13 protein-coding genes are annotated in these 19,639 nt (G+C 66.3%); 6 read left to right on the top strand and 7 right to left on the bottom strand.

Annotated features, from left to right (window positions below):
• Positions 1–7: 7 nt before the first annotated feature.
• Together treS and CFR78_RS04635 are read right to left on the bottom strand one after the other, a co-directional pair.
• Positions 8–3,310 carry a maltose alpha-D-glucosyltransferase gene (treS, locus tag CFR78_RS04640; protein WP_034927767.1) on the bottom strand — a complete coding sequence of 1,101 codons (3,303 nt, stop codon included), beginning with the start codon at positions 3,308–3,310 and terminating at the stop codon, positions 8–10.
• Positions 3,307–6,549 (bottom strand): alpha-1,4-glucan--maltose-1-phosphate maltosyltransferase, encoded by a 3,243-nt coding sequence (locus CFR78_RS04635; protein WP_034927760.1) that lies wholly within the window; start codon positions 6,547–6,549, stop codon positions 3,307–3,309. The genes treS and CFR78_RS04635 overlap by 4 nt, the downstream gene beginning before the upstream one ends.
• A 303-nt stretch (positions 6,550–6,852) precedes the next feature.
• Here CFR78_RS04635 and CFR78_RS04630 point away from each other — a divergent pair, with 303 nt between their 5' ends.
• The 4 genes from CFR78_RS04630 to CFR78_RS04615 are packed head-to-tail and all read left to right on the top strand — an operon-like array spanning position 6,853 to position 10,460.
• Positions 6,853–7,974, top strand: a complete 1,122-nt coding sequence (locus CFR78_RS04630; RefSeq protein ID WP_034927758.1) for a Gfo/Idh/MocA family protein — start codon at positions 6,853–6,855, stop codon at positions 7,972–7,974.
• 34 nt (positions 7,975–8,008) lie between these two features.
• Complete coding sequence (locus tag CFR78_RS04625; protein ID WP_110581026.1) at positions 8,009–9,115, top strand: acyl-CoA dehydrogenase family protein; 1,107 nt, start codon at positions 8,009–8,011, stop codon at positions 9,113–9,115.
• Positions 9,115–9,843: a PIG-L deacetylase family protein gene (locus tag CFR78_RS04620; protein ID WP_034927900.1), complete on the top strand. Its 729-nt coding sequence runs from the start codon at positions 9,115–9,117 to the stop codon at positions 9,841–9,843. Before CFR78_RS04625 ends, CFR78_RS04620 begins: the two co-directional genes overlap by 1 nt.
• On the top strand, positions 9,840–10,460 hold the full coding sequence (locus tag CFR78_RS04615) for an SAM-dependent methyltransferase (RefSeq protein ID WP_034927755.1): 621 nt from the start codon (positions 9,840–9,842) through the stop codon (positions 10,458–10,460). Before CFR78_RS04620 ends, CFR78_RS04615 begins: the two co-directional genes overlap by 4 nt.
• 148 nt (positions 10,461–10,608) lie before the next feature.
• Here CFR78_RS04615 and CFR78_RS04610 read toward each other — a convergent pair whose 3' ends face one another.
• From CFR78_RS04610 to CFR78_RS04600, 3 genes are all read right to left on the bottom strand, one after another.
• Complete coding sequence (locus CFR78_RS04610; RefSeq protein ID WP_034927753.1) at positions 10,609–11,742, bottom strand: glycosyltransferase; 1,134 nt, start codon at positions 11,740–11,742, stop codon at positions 10,609–10,611.
• Between the two features lie 64 nt (positions 11,743–11,806).
• Entirely contained in the window at positions 11,807–13,564 is a 1,758-nt protein-coding gene (locus CFR78_RS04605) for an alpha-glucosidase (RefSeq protein ID WP_034927750.1), read from the bottom strand.
• Between the two features lie 30 nt (positions 13,565–13,594).
• The gene (locus CFR78_RS04600; RefSeq protein ID WP_051671996.1) at positions 13,595–14,209 is read right to left on the bottom strand and encodes a nucleoside 2-deoxyribosyltransferase; all 615 of its coding nucleotides are present in this window, start codon (positions 14,207–14,209) and stop codon (positions 13,595–13,597) included.
• Between the two features lie 142 nt (positions 14,210–14,351).
• On the opposite strand from CFR78_RS04600, the gene CFR78_RS04595 reads away from it, so the two are divergent.
• A complete protein-coding gene (locus CFR78_RS04595; protein WP_034927748.1) occupies positions 14,352–15,281 on the top strand; it encodes a nucleoside hydrolase in 930 nt (309 codons plus the stop codon).
• Between the two features lie 43 nt (positions 15,282–15,324).
• Here the strand turns inward: CFR78_RS04595 and hydA are convergent, their stop codons facing one another.
• Positions 15,325–16,722 (bottom strand): dihydropyrimidinase, encoded by a 1,398-nt coding sequence (gene hydA, locus CFR78_RS04590; protein WP_034927745.1) that lies wholly within the window; start codon positions 16,720–16,722, stop codon positions 15,325–15,327.
• Positions 16,723–16,855: 133 nt separating this feature from the next.
• Here hydA and CFR78_RS04585 point away from each other — a divergent pair, with 133 nt between their 5' ends.
• Positions 16,856–18,358, top strand: coding sequence for an NCS1 family nucleobase:cation symporter-1 (locus CFR78_RS04585; RefSeq protein WP_050800660.1), 1,503 nt, complete (start codon positions 16,856–16,858; stop codon positions 18,356–18,358).
• 31 nt (positions 18,359–18,389) lie between these two features.
• Here the strand turns inward: CFR78_RS04585 and CFR78_RS04580 are convergent, their stop codons facing one another.
• Positions 18,390–19,613 carry an MFS transporter gene (locus tag CFR78_RS04580; protein WP_007398319.1) on the bottom strand — a complete coding sequence of 408 codons (1,224 nt, stop codon included), beginning with the start codon at positions 19,611–19,613 and terminating at the stop codon, positions 18,390–18,392.
• Positions 19,614–19,639 lie beyond the last annotated feature (26 nt).

Below are 19,639 nucleotides of genomic sequence, written 5' to 3'. Positions count from 1 at the left end.
GGGCGGGTCAGGCCGGGGCCTGCCCCTTCGTCTCCTCTGGTGAAAGGGGGGGGAGCCCCGCAAGCGCCGCCAGGCCCGCCATGGGGGTGGCCAGCCAGCCGGGGCGGTTCGCGGCTTCGTAGCGGATTTCGTAGGCCGCCTTTTCCAGCAGGAAAAGCTGAAGGAGGTCGGCCAGTACCGGCGTGGTGCCGATCGCGGCCATGGCATCCCCCATGCCGCTTTTCCACCCTTCAAGGAATATCCGGCCCGCTTCCTCGCCAAAGGCGGTGACATAGGCGCTGGAACGCGCGGCCGACTGTTCCGCGCCGGGGTGGCTGCCGGTCTCGCCCCCGTCCAGCCGTGCGGTCTCGACCGCATAGGCGATCGAGCGCAGCAGCCCCGCCACATCGCGCAGCGGGCTGTGTCGGGCGCGGCGTTCGGCCAACGGCACCATGGGCTGGCCCTCGAAATCTATGATGACCACGTCATTTTCCACCACCAGGACCTGGCCCAGATGGAAATCCCCATGGATACGGGTCATGAGCGTGCCCACCGCGCCGCGCGCCAGTTCCTCCACCCGCTCAAGCAGCCGGGCGCGTTCGGCGCACAGCCGTGTTGCCAGCGCCCGCATGTCCGGCTGGGGCGGGTCGGGCCGGTGTTCAAGACTGTCCAGCGCCGCCGTGATGCCCGCGCGGATATCCGCAACCCAGCCCTGCACGATGGCGGGTGTCGCGGCCTGCGGGGCAAAGGCCGCATCCGCCACCGGCCGGGCCAGCAGCGCATGCATCCCGCCCAGCCGGAGGCCAAGGCGGTGGAAGAAGGCGATGTGATCGGCCCGGTCCTCCGCCGCTTCATCACCGCTCAGCGCCAGATCGGTGGCGGTGGCGCGCAGGTAGTTCACGCTCCAGCTCCAGCCATCGCCCTGATTGGGCATGAACCCTTCCGCAATGGCCAGCACATGTGGCGTGCCCGTGGCGTCGATATGGGTGACGTCACCCAGATAGGGCGCGATGCCTGTTGCGCCATGGCGGGTCAGGAAGGCGGTCATCTCCGCCTCGGGGTGGATGCCGGGGTGCAGGTGGCGCAGCAGCTTGAGTACCACCCTGTCGGCTATGACCAGTGAACTGTTGCTCTGCTCGGCACTGAGCCAGTGAATGGGGGCATCGGGCGGGAGGGACAGGTCATGGAGGGCGGGGGTGGCGTCAAAGACGATTTCACCATCCTCCGCCTGCAGGCGGGCCGTGCGGGCGAACGCCGCCATGAATTCGGTGGCAAGCGCGGGCAGGGTAAACCCGTCGGTCAGGTAGCCCACCCTGCGGCCCCGGCGCACGCGGCACAGCGCCAGCTGCTGGGGCAGGGCGGGCAGGCTCCCGCTTTCCCACGCAATGTCCAGCGGCAGGAAATAGCTGGCTTCCTGCGTGCCCACCATCGCGCTGATCCGGGTCAGGACCAGTTGCGCGCCCAGCGGCACGACCATGCCGACATGCACGGCCGAGACCGGCTGCCCGCGCGCGGCGGCCCATCGCCGCACGGGCAGGTAGGCGGGCAGGATCTCCTTTTCCAGCACCTGGCGGGCGGCAGGCGTGAACACATCGCCCATGCCGTGGCGCAGCACCAGTGTGCGCAGTTCGGGCAGGGGTTCGGGGGCAGGCACATGCCATGTGGGGCTGTCGGTCAGCGCGCACAGGCGGAACCATATGAAGCCGTAGGGCGGCAGGGTCAGCAGGTAGGGTAGCTGGCCGATGGGGGGAAACACGCTCTGGGCAATCATTTCCACCGGCACCCGGCCCGCGAAGGGCGACAGGTCCAGTTCCACCGCCTGCGCCGAACGCGCAAGGTTTGCGACACACAGGATCGTCTCGTCCGCGTATGCGCGCAGATAGGCCAGGATCTTGCGGTTGCCCGGTGACAGGAAGGTCAGCACGCCCCGTCCGAAGGCCTGCGTGCGCGCACGCACCGCCAGCATGCGCCGCATCCAGTTCAGCAGCGAATATGGATCGCGGCGCTGGGTTTCGGCATTGACCGCCGCGTAACCATAAAGCGGGTCCATGATAACCGGCAGCACCAGGCGTTCGGGGTCGGCGCGGGAAAACCCGCCATTGCGGTCAGGCGACCACTGCATGGGCGTGCGCACGCCATCGCGGTCGCCCAGCTGGATGTTGTCCCCCATCCCGATTTCATCGCCATAATACAGCACCGGCGTGCCGGGCATGGACAAAAGCAGGCTGTTGAGCAGTTCGATCCGCCTGCGGTCACGCTCCAGCAGGGGGGAAAGCCTGCGCCGGATGCCAAGGTTGAGGCGCGCGCGCCGGTCGGCGGCATAGGTGTTCCACATGTCGTCGCGCTCGCTGTCGGTTACCATCTCCAGCGTCAGTTCATCATGGTTGCGCAGGAAGACGGCCCACTGGCAGCCGGGCGGTATGTCCGGTGTCTGGCGCATGATGTCGGTTATGGGGAAGCGGTCCTCGCGCGCCATGGCCAGGTACATGCGCGGCATGAGCGGGAAGTGGAAGGCCATGTGGCATTCATCGCCATTGCCGAAATACTCGCTGGTATCCTCCGGCCACTGGTTGGCTTCGGCCAGCAGCATGCGGTTCCTGAAGCGCGCATCAAGCGCCGTGCGCAGGCGGCGCAGGATGGCGTGTGTCTCGGGCAGGTTTTCGTTCGACGTGCCCTCGCGTTCCACCAGATAGGGAATGGCATCCAGCCGCAGGCCGTCAATGCCCAGTTCCAGCCAGAACGACATGACCCCCAGTATGGCGGTCAGCACATGCGGGCTGTCAAAGTTCAGGTCGGGCTGGTGGGCATAGAAGCGGTGCCAGAAAAACGCGCCCGCCACGGGGTCGTAGGTCCAGTTCGCGGTCTCGGTATCGCAGAAGATCACCCGCGTGTCCGCGTAGCGGTCCGGTGTATCCGACCAGACATAGAAATTGCGCGCGACCGATCCCGGCCTGGCCTGCCGGGCGCGCTGGAACCACGGATGCTGGTCCGATGTATGGTTGATGACCAGTTCGGTAATGACGCGGATGTTGCGCGCATGCGCCGCCTGCACGAAGTGGCGTACATCGGCCAGTGTGCCGTAATCGGGGTGGACCGCGCGGTAGGCCGATATGTCATAGCCGTCATCGCGCCGGGGGGAAGGATAGAAGGGCAGCAGCCACACCGTGTTGACCCCCAGTTCGGCAATATAGTCCAGCCGGGATGTCAGGCCACGGAAATCGCCGATGCCATCATTATCCGAATCAAAAAAGGACTTGATATGGACCTGGTAGATCACCGCGTCCTTGTACCACAGCGGGTCATCGGACAGCTGGCTGGCGGCGCGTTTCATGGGGCTGTCCCTCCTGCCGGGCTGACCTGCCAGATCGCATGGGGCCTGTCGCGGGGGTCAAGGCGCACATGCTGTATCCTGCCGGTCCACACGGCATGCCGCCCGTCCAGCAGATCATGGGAGAGAAGGGAGGCATTATCGGAAAGTTTCCATTCCCACAGGGGAATTTCAAAATCCGCTTCCTGTGCGGCCTCCGGGTCCAGGCTTATGGCGACCAGGATCATGTCGGACTGGTCAGGCGCCATCTTGCCGAAATACACGATCCGGTCATTGAAGATGGTGTAGAACCGCAGGCCCATATGGCTCTGGAGCGCGCGGTGGCGCAGGCGCAGTGCGTTCAGCGCCGTGATCTCGGCGATGATGTTGCCCGGCGCCGCCCAGTCACGCTGGCGGATCTGGTATTTTTCCGAATCAAGATACTCCTCGCGCCCCGGCAGGGCGGTGGCGTCACACAGTTCGAACCCCGCGTACAGCCCCCACAGTCCCGACAGCGTGCAGGCAAGTGCCGCGCGGATCAGGTGACCGGCGCGACCGGATTCCTGCACGAAAAGGGGGTTGATGTCGGGCGTGTTGACAAAGAAATGCGGGCGGAAGAAATCACTGACCGGCGGCGTGGTCAGTTCGGTCATGTAGGCGATCAGTTCGGCCTTGGTCGTGCGCCATGTAAAATAGGTGTAGGATTGCGTAAAACCGGCCTTGGCCAGCCGGTACATCATTTTGGGCGCGGTAAAGGCCTCGGCCAGGAACAGCACGTCGGGATGGGGGGCCTGTACCTGCCCGATCAGCCATTCCCAGAACGGAAGCGGCTTGGTATGCGGGTTGTCGACGCGGAAAATCCGCACGCCCCGGTCCACCCAGAACAGCACGATGTCCAGCAGCGCCTGCCACAATGGCGGGATGGCGGTGGGGGCATAGAAATCCACATTGACAATGTCCTCGTATTTCTTGGGCGGGTTTTCCGCGTAATGGAGCGTGCCATCGGCCCGGTGGGCAAACCATTCGGGGTGGGCCGCCAGCCACGGGTGGTCGGGCGCGCACTGGATGGCAAAATCCAGCGCCAGTTCCATGCCATGTCCCCGCACGGCGGCAACCAGCGCATCGAAATCCGCCATCGTGCCCAGTTCGGGATGAATGGCGTCATGGCCGCCCGCGCTGCTGCCTATGGCATAGGGGCTGCCCGGATCACCCGCGCGCGCCTGCCGCGCGTTGTTCGCCCCCTTGCGGTTGACATGGCCGATGGGGTGGATGGGGGGCAGGTACAGCACCCCGAACCCCATGGCCCGGATGGCGGGCAGGCGCCCGATCACGTCGCGCAGCGTGCCATGCGCGCCGGGTGTTGTGCCAAGCGAACGGGGAAAGAGTTCATACCAGTTGCCAAAGCGCGCCGCCCCGCGGTCCACCCATATGCGCAGCGGGGCGGCCAGCGTGGCATGGAATGGCCGCCGGTCCGCCTGCTCCACCATGGTTGCGGTGGTGGGGGCAAGCAGCAGTTCGGCCGCCCTGTCATGGTCCAGCGTGGCCAGATGGTCCATCATGGGGGCCAGTTCCCGCGCCACGGGCGCGGGTGCCGCGTGCATGGTGTGTTCCAGCAGCGCGCGGCCATCGGCAATGTCGGCGGTGTCCATCACGCCCGCCGCGCGCCTGCGGGCGAGGTCGCGTACATAGGTGCCAAAATCGTCCCGCCATGCCTCGATCGTGAATACCCATGGCCCGACCCGGTCCGGCGCGATGTAACCCCGCCAGCGGCTGTTGCCGATGGGCTGCATGGCGGCATGGCGCCATGTGGCGTCCCCTTCGGGCCGCCACAGCACGCGGGCACGCAGCAGGTCGTGCCCGTCCATGAAGATATCGGCCTCCACCGCCACGCTGTCGCCAGTCACCGCCCTGGCGGGGAAACGCCCGGCGTCAACGCTGGGGGCCACGGCTTCAATGACAATGCGCGGCAGGGTACGCAGGTCCGGGGTGGCGGGGGCTACGGGGCGGCGCAGGGCGGGTTGCGGGCGGACCTGCAGCACGCGTATCGCGCCCGGCGCCAGCGTGACCTCCCCCGTGGGGGATGGCGCAAAGTCGGGTTCACCGTCAATGGCGTGACAAAAGGCAAAACTGCTGTTCCGTTCCGCCAGCAGCGGCGCAAGCCGGGCCTGCGCGGGCCGGATGGTGGAGGGATTGACCAGCACAAGGCGCAGCGGCGCGGGTTCCCCCCGGCGGGTGTCGCCCTGTCGGGTCATGACCGTCAGCCCGTCCACGGTCATGACCGGCATGTCCCGGTTGGTGGGAACGGGCAGAGCGTTGGCGTGGACCATCCGCCCGGCATGGCGCAGGGCGGCGTGCAGGGCTGGGCGATACGGGGGCAACGGCCCATCGGCCTGCCCCGGCGCATCAGGCGGGTCGCCAAAGCCCGCAGGCACCAGCACTCCGTCCCCTATTGCCGCAGCCAGCCGCAGCGCCATGCCGGGCGGGGTTTCATTCCCCACCGCCGCGCTGGCCGCCAGTGGCACGGGGCAGGCCAGCAGGCCGGTATGGGGCGGCAGGCCGTGGCGTTCCGCGCCCAGCCAGGGGGCAGTCCGGTCCCACCACGCAACGGAGGACGCGACCATGTCCACCCCGGTTGCGGCAATGGCCAGCGTGCCGGCATGGTCCAGCCCCACCGTCCAGCCAATCCACCGGCAGCCGGGCCGGACCTGCCGGGTTGCGGCAATGATGCGCGCCAGCGTGGCCACCGGCAGGCGCTGTGGGGCATCACAGCGGAAGCCCGCAATGCCCGCATGCAGCAGCATGGCGGTGATTTCCTGCCAGTAGGCCACGATTTCGGCTTCATGGGCGCCGTAGTCCAGCCGGGCGGCACGGGCATCCGCCCCGTCGGGCAGGCACCATTGCGGCCTGTGGCGCGCCAGTGCGCCATCACGGGCAATACGGTCCAGCGGCAGGTCCAGCAGGATGGCCAGCCCATGGCGGCGCCCCAGCCGGGCCAGCGCGCCCAGGCTGTCGGGCAGCGGCGCGGTCCATGCCGGCATGGACCCGGTCTCATGATGCGACGAGACAAGGAAGGGATCAGCCCCACTGGCAAAAAGCGGGGCGACCAGTATTTCGGTAAAGCCCGCATCGGCGCAGCGGGACAGCACCGCCTCCCACCGCTGCGGCCGGGCCAGGGTGGCAGGATGGACAGACTGGATGAACGGGGTCCATGCCGGGGCGGGCGTGCGCGGCGGGGAGCGGGTGGTGACGGTTTGCTCCTCCATGCCCGTATGCTCCTGCCTTGCCTGTTGGCCTGTTGTCCATCAGCACGGATGCGGGTCGGCACTGGACGTGGGACGCAGATGCCATGGCCCGTGCCCGTAACCGGGGTGCCGGCCGGTGAACGTGGGCCGCATCGTACAGGTTCCGTATCGGGCAAATATAAATGGCCCGTTACACCGTAACCTGCCGCCCCATGACCGTCATTACTGGATTGTGGCACAGAAAAAGGCAGGGCGGTTCAGGGCGCAACCCCCGGCGGCACGTCACGTTCATCAGGGTATCTGGCAATAACGTGGAAGAGCGCCATGTCCCGCAATACCGAAAAGCCCCGGGTCCGCTATGCCGTGATTGGCGGTGGCCAGATCGCGCAGCAGGCCTTCATGCCCGGCATGGCGCGCGCCAGCAATTCCACGCTGGTCGCACTGGTGACGGGCGACCCGCAAAAGGCAGGCAGGCTGGCCACGCGATACGATATTCCGGCGTATCATTATGATGACCTGCCTGAACTGATCCATTCGGGCGATATTGACGCGGTCTATCTGGCCACCCCCAACGCGCTGCACCGGCGTTATGCCGTACCGGTGCTGGAAGCGGGGCTGCACCTGATGGTGGAAAAACCCATGGCCACCAGCGTGGAGGACTGCGAAGCCATGCTGGAGGCGCAAAGGCGCGGCGGTGGCAGGCTGATGGTCGCCTACCGCCTGCATTGCGAGCCGGGCACGCTGGAACTGATCTCACGCTGCCGCAATGGTGACTTCGGGCACCTTATGGCGTTCACGTCCATCTTCGGGCAGAATTTTTCCGAAGCCAACCATCGCGGCCATTCCGGCTACTGGTCCGGCCCGGTGCCGGACATGGGCACCTATCCGCTCAATGCGGTGCGCAACCTGTTTGCGCGCGAACCGGCCGAAGTCCATGCCGTGGGTAGCAGGACACCGGGGCGCGGGTTCAATTTTGACGATACGGTCTCGGTTACGCTCCGCTTTGCCGAAGGGCAGATGGCGCAGTTCCTGGTCAGCTATGCCTGCGCGCCGGTCGAGAATTTTACCCTGACAGGCAACAGGGGGAGTGTCCTGGCCACGCCATGCTACATGTTTGGTCCCGATGTCGGCATTACCTATACCACCACCCTCGACGGGCGCAAGGAAACCCGCCGTCATGACCCGGTGGAGCAGTTCGGGGGAGAGATCGCCTATTTTTCCGACTGCATCCTTCACGGCCATGACCCTGAACCCGATGGGGACGAGGGGCTGCGTGACGTGCGTGTCCTTGCCGCGATCGAGCGCGCGCTGCTGACCGGCCAGCCACAGGCGCTGGCCCCCATGCCGCCCGCCCGCGTAGCACTGCCCGATCAGGTCATGGCCCTGCCACCGGTGCGTGAACCCCGCGCGGACGAACTGATCGGCATCGTGCCCCAGTCCGCCTGATTTGGTATTCCCGCCAGACATGATCGGCCGGTTCATGACCTTTCCCTTTGAAGCCCTGTCGGCCTGCCGCGCGGAACTGGAGGCGGAAGCCACCATCAATGATGGCCCGGCCGCCTTCCCCCATCACGGGCTGGACCGCCTGCGGGCGCTGGGCGTGCTGTCGGCCGCCCTGCCACAGGCATGCGGGGGGCACGGGTTTGGCACCGAAGCCCATGGCGCGTCGGGGCTGCTGCATATGCTGCGTCTGGTAGGCCACGGCAGCCTGGCGCTGGGCCGCATTGTGGAGGGGCATGTGAACGCGCTGCGCCTGATCGCCTGCTATGGAACGCAGGCCCGGATGGCGCAGGCGACAGCGGCGGTGCATGACGGCGCCCTGTTTGGCGTGTGGGTGACCGATGGCGCGCAGCCGCTGGCCATGGAAGCGGGTGACGGTACCGTGACATTGCATGGCGGCAAGGCCTTTGCCTCCGGTGTGGGGCATGTGACGCATGCCCTTGTCACGGCGGCAACGCAGGGGGGCAATGTGCACATGCTGCTGGTGGGGGTGGCGGATACATCGCGCGTCCATCATGGCCCCGACGGGCTTGCGGGCATGCGGGGCGCGGGCACGGGGCGGTATGATTTTACCGATATGGTGGTGCAGGCGGAATGCATGGTGGGACAGGCGGGGGATTACCTGCGCCAGCCCGAGTTTTCGGCCGGGGCATGGCGGGCCATGGCCGTGGCGCTGGGCGGGATTGAACGGCTGGCCACTGTACTGCGTGAACAGCTTGCCGCGCGCGGGCGCGCACAGGCCCCGGCCCAGCAGGCGCGGATCGGTGATGCGCTGATCGCGGCGGAAACCGCGTTCTTATGGACGCACAGGGCCGCCATGCTGGCCGCCGCCCCCGACCGGCATGCCACGGGTGATATTGCCGCCACCGTCAACCTTGCCCGCCTTGCGGTGGAACGGGCGGGGCTGGAGGTGATCGGACTGGTCCAGCGCGGGCTGGGGCTTGCGGCCTTTGTGCGTACCAATCCGGCCGAGCGCCTGCTGCGTGACCTGGCCACCTACCTGCGCCAGCCCGCCCCGGACGAGACCCTGTGCGAGGCCGCCGGATGGTTCACCCACCGTGACCTGCCCCGCATGGAGGCAACATGATGAAGGCCGCCGCCCTGCACGCCGCCCTGCATGCGCTGCCGGTGGTGCCGCTGGCTGACATCGTGCCGGGCACGGCCATGATCCTGGCGCCGCATCCTGATGATGAAAGCCTTGGTTGTGGCGGGCTGATCGCCGCGTGCTGCGCGGCGGGGCGGCCGCCGCTTGTGGTGGTCATGACCGATGGCGTGGCGTCCCATCCGCATTCATCCGGCTGGCCCGCCACCCGGCTGCGCATGCAGCGGCAGGGGGAAACCCTGCGCGCGGTGGCCTGCCTTGGGCTTGCGGCCCAGCGTGTCGTGTTCCTTAACCTGCCCGATACCGCAGTTCCGCATGAAGGCCGCCTGTTCACGCGGGTCGTGACCACGCTGGCCGGGCTGGCCCGCCGCCATGGCTGCGCCACGGTGCTTGCCCCATGGTGGGCCGATCCGCATTGCGATCATGAAGCAACATGGAAAACCGGCGTTGCCCTGTGCCAGCAGGGTGGTTTCGCGCTGTGGGCCTATCCCGTATGGGGCTGGCTTCTTGCGCCGGACAGGGAAATGGATGAGGGGGCACCGCATGGCGTAAGGCTGGACATCACCGCCTGTCGCGCGGCGAAGGCACAGGCGGTGCGGATGCATGAAAGCCAGTACGGCGGCCTGATTACCGATGACCCGACCGGCTTTACCCTGCCCGAAACCCTGTTGGATGCGCTGATCACGGATTTTGAGGTCTTTGTCAGGCCATGAACACACATAGCTGGCCGCGCGCGGTGTTCGAGCGCCTGCACATCCGTCATGCCAACCCGTGGGGCGTGGGCACAAGTGCCTACGAGCGGCGCAAATACCGCCAGACCCTTGCCCTGCTGGCGGGCCGGCATTTCATGAACGCGCTGGAACTGGGCTGCTCGATCGGGGTGATGACCGCACGGCTGGCGCGGCAGTGTGACCGGCTGCTGGCGGTGGATGTGTCCCGTATCGCACTCCGGCGTGCCCGGCTGCGCTGTACCGGGCGGGAAGGGGTGTCGTTCTACCGTGGGCACCTGCCCGGCGGCTTTCCCGCCCTGCCGGCGCGGGGGTGTGACCTGATCGTGATTTCGGAGCTGCTGTATTTCCTCTCCCCCGCCGATATCACGCGCCTTGCCGGCCAGTGCCTGCGGGTGCGCAGGTCCGGTGCCCCGATCATGCTGGTGAACTGGACCGGCCCGACCGATACGCCCTGCACCGGCGATGAGGCGGCCCGTCACTTCGTGGCCTGCTGCCTGCGGGCGGGGCTGCGGGTGGTCCATGCCCGCCGTCATGTCGGCTACCGCCTTGACATGCTTGCGGATGGCGGGGATGGGGCGGATACAGCCATGACGGACTGAAAACCGGTCAGAAATGGCACGCTGACAGGGATTTCCGGCTACCGTCCCGCATCAAGCCGGGACACCGTGCGTGGCAGCGCGCAGGCGGCGGTGCCCCCGGCCCCATGGGCAGGAGAAATGGGCCGGGCAGGTTTTTTAGGGTCTCTTCTCAATTTACTGGCTGCCGGTGCCTGTGCGCCGTCCGCGTGGCCGAGCGGCGGGCCAGCAACTGCCGCACCACGCGCCGTGCCTGCCGGTGATGCGTGGCCAGTTCCGCGCGCCGGACGGGAACGCGCACCAGCGCGGGGCTTGCTTGTTCCAGACCGTCCCACGCCACGCCGAGGAAATGCGCGCGCGCCATCCGCTCCACTTCGGCCGGGGGCAGGTCCAGCTGGTACGCAAGCCCGCACATCTCCACCCCCCATTGCCCGGACATGCGGGGCAGGGCGCGCAGCCGCCGCAGGGCCGCGCGGGCGCGGGCGCGGCGCAGGCAGGTCAGGGCGGGTTCAAGGCTTTCGTCCAGCAGGTCATCCTGCCTGAGCAGGCGGCGGGCCATGGTGTCGGCCATGCCGCCGCGCGCGCGGCCCAGCGTGCGGCCCGATACCGTAACCAGCACGTCGGGCGCATGGCGGATCACGCCGTCCACCCGTCGCACCGCCTTCAGGAAGGCCCGGTCCTCGCCCAATGGCAGCGGTGGCAGGCCGCCCGCGCGCCGCCACATGACCACGGATACGGCAATGCTGGCACCGGAATGCTCGGCATGGCGGGGCCACGGGTCGTGCGGGTCGGGGTCCACCAGGTCATGGATGCGGTCCAGCAGCATTCCGTAGCCGGTTTCCATCCGGTCATCCTCATGCAGGTGCATGGGAATGAGGGCAGCGTCCGCCGGGTTGATCAGGGCACGGCCACATACGGCATCCGCCCCTTCCTCGAAGGCGGCCAGGGTATTGGCCAGCCAGTCGGGGGCCACGGTGCCATCGGCATCGGTTGTCAGGATCACGCCGTCCGGCCCTGCCAGGGACGCGGCAATTTCCATGGCTTCGCAGCGCGCGGTACCCGCATGGGCAAGGGGGGCGGGATAGGTGCGCTCCACCCCATGCACGACAAAGGGCAGGTGCGGCGCCAGTGCGGGCAGCATATCGCGCGTGGCGTCGGTACAGTTGTTGAGCAGCAGCACGGCGTGGGCCAGCCGCGCGCCCTGCTGCCCCGCCAGCGCATGCAGGCAGGCTGCGATCCGTTCGGCCTCGTTGCGCACGGGAATGGCCACGACAGGGGTAGGGGCGGTGAACCTGACCGGCGGCATGCGTCACCTGCTGGAGTGGAGCACGCTCAACGCCCGCCCCACCGCCGGGTTGCATGCCACCGGGTCAGGACGGGACAAGCTGGTAGATCACACTCTCCCACGGTCGCAGCGCCAGGCTGCCGCCCGCCAGTGCGGCAGGGGGCGTCATGTTGCCCATCAGGCACGGACCCGCGCGCAGGTGGCCGGGCAGGGTGAACGGGGCCGCGATATCGGAAAAATTCAGGATGACCACAACGGCCTTCCCGCCTTCGCGGCGGGTATAGGCGTAGACCTGGCTGCCCGTTACGGAAATGTCCTCATACTGCCCGCCGGACAGGCAGGGCCATGCCCGGCGCAGGCGGATCATGGCCCGGTAGAAGGACAGGACGGAATCCGGGTCTGCGCTTTCCGCGCGGACATTGACCTGCCGGTAGTTCGGGTTGACCGCGAACCATGGCCTGCGCGCGGTGGTAAAGCCCGCATGCGGCGTATCATCCCACTGCATGGGGGTGCGGGCGTTGTCGCGGCTGACCTGGGCCAGGTTGCTCAGGTATTGTGCCGCAGGAACACGGCCCGACAGCACCTCGTTACGCCAGCCGTTATGGGCCTGCACGTCGTCGTACTGCTCGATCCGTTCAAAGGGGAAATTGGTCATGCCGATTTCCTGGCCCTGATAGATATAGGGCGTGCCCCTGAGCGAAAGCATCATCATGCCCAGCAGCTTGGCCGAGCGCGCGCCATATTCCGGCCGGGCGGAGCCGTAACGCGAGGCGGCGCGGGGGAAGTCATGGTCCTCCAGATAGACCAGCGGCCAGACATGCGGGTTGTCATTGAAGGCATTGTCGGCATTGAAGGCACGCATGTCCTCCAGCCTGCATGGCAGCTTGCGCCAGTCATCGGCATCCTTCAGCTGCAGGTCGAAGCGGAAGGCGGATGTGATCTCGCCCCGCCGGTCATCGGTCATCCTGATGATGGCGTCATGCGTGGCCCCCCATGCTTCCCCCACGGTGTAGAGGTCGGTTCCGGCAAAGACATGGGTGTGCATTTCGTGCAGATAGGCATCGAGCCCTGGCCCGACCTCGGCAAAGGACGCCTGGCCCGGATGCTGGCCGGGTATGAAGTCCTTCATGACGCTGGGCTTGGCAAGGCTTGTGATCGCATCGAAGCGGAAGCCGCTGACCCCCTTCTGCGCCCAGAAGCGCAGGATGTCGTACAGTGCCGCGCGGACCTTGGGGTTTTCCCAGTTCAGGTCAGGCTGTTTGCTGACAAAGGTGTGCAGGTAATACTGGCCCGTCGTGGCATCCAGCTGCCATGCCGACCCGGCACCGAACGCGGCCTTCCAGTTGGTGGGCGGCCCGCCGTCATGGCCGTCGCGCCATATGTAGTAGTCACGATAGGGGTTGGTGCGGGAACTGCGGCTGTGGACAAACCATTCATGCTCGTCACTGGTATGGTTGAACACCATGTCCAGAATGACGTGGATGCCGCGTGCCTTGGCCCGCGCCATGAACCGCTCGAAATCCGCCATGGTGCCAAAATCGGGCATGATCTTGCGGTAGTCGCGCACGTCATACCCGTTATCGGCATTGGGGGAGTCAAAGCACGCGGCAATCCATACCGCGCCAATGCCCAGATCGGCCAGGTAGTCCACCCGTTCGGCCATGCCCACGAAATCCCCGATCCCGTCGCCATTGCCATCCTGAAAGGAGCGGGGATAGATCTCGTACGCCACCACATCCTTCCACCACGCCACCCCGGCCGCGCGCGCGCGGGCCAGGCCGGTGGGGGCAAGGAAAAGCCCGGTGCCAAGCAGTCTGGTCAGGTCCCGTCGGGAAAGATCCATGTCAGTCCGTTCCTTGATGCAGCCCCGGCATCATGCCCGCAGGCGTGAGGCCAGGTTGGTGATGGCAAGGCCAAAGGCGGTCAGCAGGTCCGCATCCACGGCAATCTCGCCACCGGAAAGCCGGATGAAGCCCTCGGTCATGGCGTTCTGCACCATGCCTTCGGAATGGACGATCAGGCCATCGGCATCTTCCGTCGTGCCGCTGCCGCCATTGCCTTTTCTTTCACGCAATGAATCCCCCCATGCCGCGCGGCGGTATTGCGCCACTTTCTGCGGATAGGGGCGGCCATCGACCGTATAGCCCGCCAGCTTCTTGCCCTGGGCCGCCATGTAGCCGATCTCCACCGCGGTGCCGGGGTCCATGTCGGCCGCGCGGCGGAAGGGGTCGAGGCAGAAGACCCCCGCATCGCATCCATCCATCAGGTCACGGTCAAGGCGGGCGATCAGCAGGCTGGTCTGCGCGCCGGGGGCCAGGTCATCGACCTCGGCCTGCCCGTCAAACGGGCAGACACCTTCCAGACCGGCCCGGGCGCAGATGGCCTTCATGGCGCGGAACAGGTCCGCCGCGCCGGGGCGGAACACCGTATCGCCCGCAAGGTAGATGCGTGGCGCGCGCGGGAGGGATGGGGGGGGCTGGATGCTCATGGGGTTCCTTTCTTTTCGTTCTGAAACAACGGTAATCAATTCCGCCCCGGCTGTATCGCCTTTTGGGCGTGCGGGTGGTCTAATCCGGCGCCGCGCCGGCCGACCGGAAGGCGGCCTGCGATTTTTCTCCAGTGGAGCATGCATGAAGATCATTATCGACACCGATCCCGGGCAGGACGATGCCCTGACCATCCTGCTGGCGCTGGCCAGCCCGGAGATCGAACTGCTGGGCGTGACCACGGTCGCGGGCAATGTATCGGTGGAGCAGACCACCGAAAACGCGCTCAAGACACTCGACCTTGTGGGGCGCACGGACATACCCGTCCATGCCGGCGCCGACCGCCCGCTGCTGCGTCCGGGTGTGAACGCGACCCATGTGCACGGCCGCACGGGGTTTGAAGGGGTCGACCTGCCGCCACCCAGCCGTGCCGCCACACCGGGGCATGCGGTTGACTTCATTATCCGTACGGTCATGGAAAACCCGCCCGGTGCCATCACGCTGTGCACCATCGGGCCGCTGACCAACATCGCCCTGGCCCTGGCGCGTGAACCGGCGCTGCGCACGCGCATCGGCCAGATCGTGATGATGGGCTGCGCGTTTTCCGAAGTGGGCAACATAACACCCACGGGTGAGTTCAATATCTATGTTGACCCCCATGCGGCTGAAATGGTGTTCCGTTCCGGCATAAAGCTGGTCGTGTTCCCGCTTGACGTGACCCATCAGCTGCATACCAGCGCCGCGCGCCTTGCGCGGATCGAGCGTATTCCAAACCGGATCGGCCCGATTGTCGCGGCGTGGCTGCGGTTTGAAAAACGCTTCGAGGCCACGAAATACGGCACCGACGGTGGTCCGCTGCATGACCCCAACACCGTGATCTGGCTGCTCCGGCCCGACCTGTACCGCGGGCGTGAGGTCAATGTGGAAATCGAGACCGCAAGCCCGCTGACCATGGGCATGAGCGTGGTTGACTGGTGGGGGATCAGCGGGAAGGAAAAGAACGCGCTTTTCATGCGCGAAGTGGACGTGGAGGGTGTGTACGACCTGGTGGTCGAGCGCCTGTCCCGCCTGTAACCATTGGTCCGGGGGCACAGGGACGTGCCCCCGGCATGTCGTGTTACACGGCCTTGTGGCCACGGGGCAGGGGCGCGCGTGCGATATACTGGCCCGCGCCGCGTGTTACCCGCAGGTCACCATCATCCCACACCACGCGGCCCGCGCTGATCGTGCGGCGGGCAACACCGGTCACGGTCATGCCCTCGTAGATGTTGTAATCCACGTTCTGGTGATGGGTGGCGGCGGAAATGGTGCGGGTGCCGGTGGCATCCCACAGTACCAGGTCGGCATCCGCCCCTTCGGCTATGCAGCCCTTACGGGGGTGCATGTTGAAGATGCGCGCGGTGTTGGTGGACGTGATGGCCACGAATTCCTGCGGCGACAGGCGGCCGGACACCACGCCATGGTGCCACAGGATGCTCATCCGGTCCTCGATCCCCGGCGTGCCGTTGGGGATGTGGGTGAAATTGGTGCGGCCATTTTCCTTCTGTCCCGCGCAGAAGCAGCAGTGGTCGGTGGCCGTGGTCTGCAACTGGCCCGAAGTCAGGCCCGCCCACAGTGCATGCTGGTGGTGCTTGGGGCGGAAGGGCGGGCTCATGACAAAGCGCGCGGCCGTCAGCCAGTCGGGGTTGGTGTACACACTTTCGTCAAAGACCAGGTGCTGGGGCAGTACCTCGCCATACACGCGCTGGCCGCGCATGCGGGCCTCGGCAATGGCGTGGGCGGCTTCCTGTGTCGAGACATGGACGATATAGACCGGCGCATCCAGCAGCCCGGCCAGGGCAATCACGCGCTGGGCGGCTTCGCCCTCCACCGTGGGCGGACGCGAGCGCGGGTGGGCATCCGGCCCGGTCTGCCCTTCCGCCAGCAGCTTTGCCTGCAGGTAGGCCACCGCGTCACCATTTTCCGCATGGACGGTGCACAGCGCGCCCAGTTCGCCCGCCCGGCGGATGGAGTGCAGCAGCACATCGTCATCCACCATCAGGGCGTTCTTGTAGGCCATGAAGTGCTTGAAGGAATTGACCCCGCATTCATTGACCAGTGTTTCCATGTCCCTGGGCACCTGGTCATCCCAGTGGGTGACGGCTACGTGGAAGGCGTAGTCGGCCGCTGCCTTTTCCGCCTTGCCGCGCCATTCCTTCCACGCTTCCAGCAGGGAGCCGCCCACTTCGGGGATGACGAAATCGATGACCGAGGTGGTGCCGCCGGCAAGGCCGGCCGCCGTTCCGGTAAAGAAATCATCGCTGGCGACCGAGCCCATGAAGGGCATTTCCAGATGGGTGTGCGGGTCGATGCCGCCGGGCATGACCAGCAGGCCATCAGCCTCCACGACGTCACAGCCGGTGGGCGTGGCGATATCGGGGGCGATGGTGGCAATCTGCCCCTTGTCATCGCACAGGATATCGGCCTTGAATGTACGATCGGCCGTAACAATCGTGCCGCCTTTTACATGAAGCATGACCGTACCTTATCTCCTGTTGGGTGGCGCGCGTTCAGAACGGGCTTGTCATTCCATATCGGGACCGTATTGTTATTCTGACTTGATGGTCAAGATTATATCTTCGCTGGAACGGATTAAAAAGGGAAACGCCATGCAAGGCCGTACGGACCACATGGACAGCCATCTGGTGAACGAGGATCTGGCCCCCGTACGCGCGCGGAGCTGGAAGTGGTTTGACTATGTCTCCCTGTGGATGTCCAACGTGCACAGCATCGGGGGCTATATTACGGCGGGCAGCCTGTTCGCCATGGGGCTGCCGGCGGGGGATGTGTTCATTGCGCTGGTGGCGGGGATTGTCGTCATACAGGTGATCTGCAACCTGGTGGCGCAGCCCAGCTTCCATTCCGGCGCGCCCTATCCGGTCATGGCGCGCATGGCCTTTGGCGTACGTGGCGCGGTCATTCCGGGCCTTGTGCGTGGCATCATTGCTGTGGGCTGGTACGGTATCCAGACGTGGCTTGCCTCCAACGCGGTGCTGGTCCTGCTTTTGCGGCAGTGGCCGGACCTGGGCCCCTGGGCGGATGTGCGCCTGCATGGCCTGCTGGGGCTGTCCACGCTGGGGTGGGGGTGCTTCCTGTTCCTGTGGGGGTTGCAGGGTGCGGTGTTCTGGCGCGGGATGGAGACGATCCGGCGGTTCATCGACTGGGCCGGTCCCGTGATCTATGTGGTCATGATCGGGCTGGATGGCTGGCTGCTGTGGCGGGCAGGGGGGCATGTCTCGCTGGACGTGCTGGGTGTCGTGCCACAGGGCATGGGCGCGCGCATGCTGGGCATCATCAACGCAACCGCGCTGATCGTGGCCTATTTTTCACCCATTGCCCTGAATTTTGGTGATTTTTCGCGTTACGGCATCAGCATGGCCGATATCCGGCGCGGCAATTTCTGGGGGCTACCGGTCAACTTCATCGGGTTTTCGGTGCTGACCCTGCTGACAATCGTGCTGACCCGTCCCGTCTTTGGCCGCCTGATGGTGGACCCGGTGGAAGTGGTCAGCCAGATTGACAGCCCGACGGCGGTGGCGCTGGGGGTGCTGACGTTTGTCACGGCCACGGCGGGTGTCAATATCGTGGCCAATTTCGTTTCGGCGGCGTTTGATTTCTCCAACATGGCACCGCATGCCATAAACTGGCGCAGGGGGGGACTGATCGCGGCCGTGGGTGCTATTGTGGTCACACCATGGAACCTGTATGCCCGGCCCGATGTGATTCACCTGACACTGGACATACTGGGCACGTTCATCGGCCCGCTGACCGGCGTGCTGCTGGCGGATTACTACATCATGCGCAAGGGGCGGATGGACATGGGCGCGCTGTACACGGCGGACCCGCAGGCCCCTTACTGGTATCGTGGCGGGATCAATGTCGTGGCCATGGGGGCGCTGCTGTTTTCCGTGCTGTGCGGGCTGGCGCTGGTTTTCGCGCCGCTTTTCGCACCCGTACGCAACCTTTCGTGGTTTGTCGGTTTTTCCTGTGCCATCGGCAGCTACGTCGTGATGGCGCGGCTGGCGGCCGGGGGCGGGCAGGTGGCGGCATCCGGAAGCCGGGGCCATTCGGCCTTTCCCGCCGCGCCCCGCTCTCCGGGCAGCGATGACTGAACACGCGGCGCGGTATCGCCGGGCATGACCTTTATGGGGCCTGCCTTTTTCCCAATCTTTCGGTCAGGCAGGCCACCAGCGCCAGGGTGGGCAGGAAGATGCCCAGTGCGCAGGCCCGGTTCCAGCCCCCGGCGGCATAGGCCCAGCCCCCCATGGCCGAACCGATGGCCCCACCCAGAAAGAAGATTGCCATATAAAGCGCATTGAGCCGTGCCCGGTACGCGGCGGACAGGGAAAAGATGACCCGCTGCCCCAGCACCAGGTTGGTTGTCACGCCAAAATCGATCACGATGCCCTCCAGACCCAGCGCGATGACGAAAAACCGGGGTGCCACGAACCATGTCAGCGTAAAGGCCAGCGCGGTAAGCGCCATCGCGGCCAGTGTGGCACTCCAGATCCATCCCCGGTCGGCCACGCGCCCCGCCAGGGGGGCGGCTACCGCGCCGGCCACGCCCACCAGCGCGAACACGGCGATCTCCCCCTGCGACAGACCGAACCGCGGGCCGGACAGCAGCAGCGGGGTTACCGTCCAGAACAGGCTGAATGTCGCAAACATGCAGGCATGGTAGAAGGCGCGGCGCTGCAGGGGGCGCGTGGTGGCGAACAGGTGCGCCATGGAGGCCAGAAGCTGGCCATAGCCCTGCGTGCCGGTGCCCTGGTGCCGGGGCAGCACCTGGTTGAGCACGCGGGCCAGCACCAGCATGCTCAGGGCGGACAGCGCAAAGATCGCCCGCCACGAGGCGACCTGCGCAACAAGGCTGGCCACCGGGCGCGCCAGCATGATTCCCAGCATGAGGCCACTCATGACGGTGCCGACAACGCGCCCGCGTATGGCCGGCGGTGTCAGGTGGGTCACGAATGTCACCAGTACCTGCACCGCAACGGACAGCAGCCCCACAAGCCACATCCCGGCCAGGAAAGGGGCCGGGCGGGTTGAAAGGGCGACACCCAGCAGGGCCACGGCCACCAGTCGTGTCATCCAGACCACAAGGCCGCGGTTTTCCAGCAGGTCGCCCAGCGGCACGATCAGCAGCAGGCCCAGGCAGTAGCCCGTCTGGGTAACGGTTACGATAATCCCCGCCCATCGCGGCGCAAGGCCCAGTGAGGCCCCGATCGGCCCGGTCAGTGGCTGGGCGTAATAGAGATTTGCCACGATCAGTCCGCATGCGGCGGCAAAGACCATGATCAGGCCATGCCCGATGACCGTGCCGGACTGTGGGGGATGGGGGGCCGCGTCACCTGTGGGGGTGTTCATGGCGTGCGGGCCATCATGGTCGTCAT

Origin of the sequence: Komagataeibacter rhaeticus (genome assembly GCF_003207855.1) — a bacterium.
GTDB lineage: Bacteria > Pseudomonadota > Alphaproteobacteria > Acetobacterales > Acetobacteraceae > Komagataeibacter > Komagataeibacter rhaeticus.
Note: the sequence above shows the minus strand (reverse complement) of the source record. Positions and strands in the feature narration are given on the sequence as shown.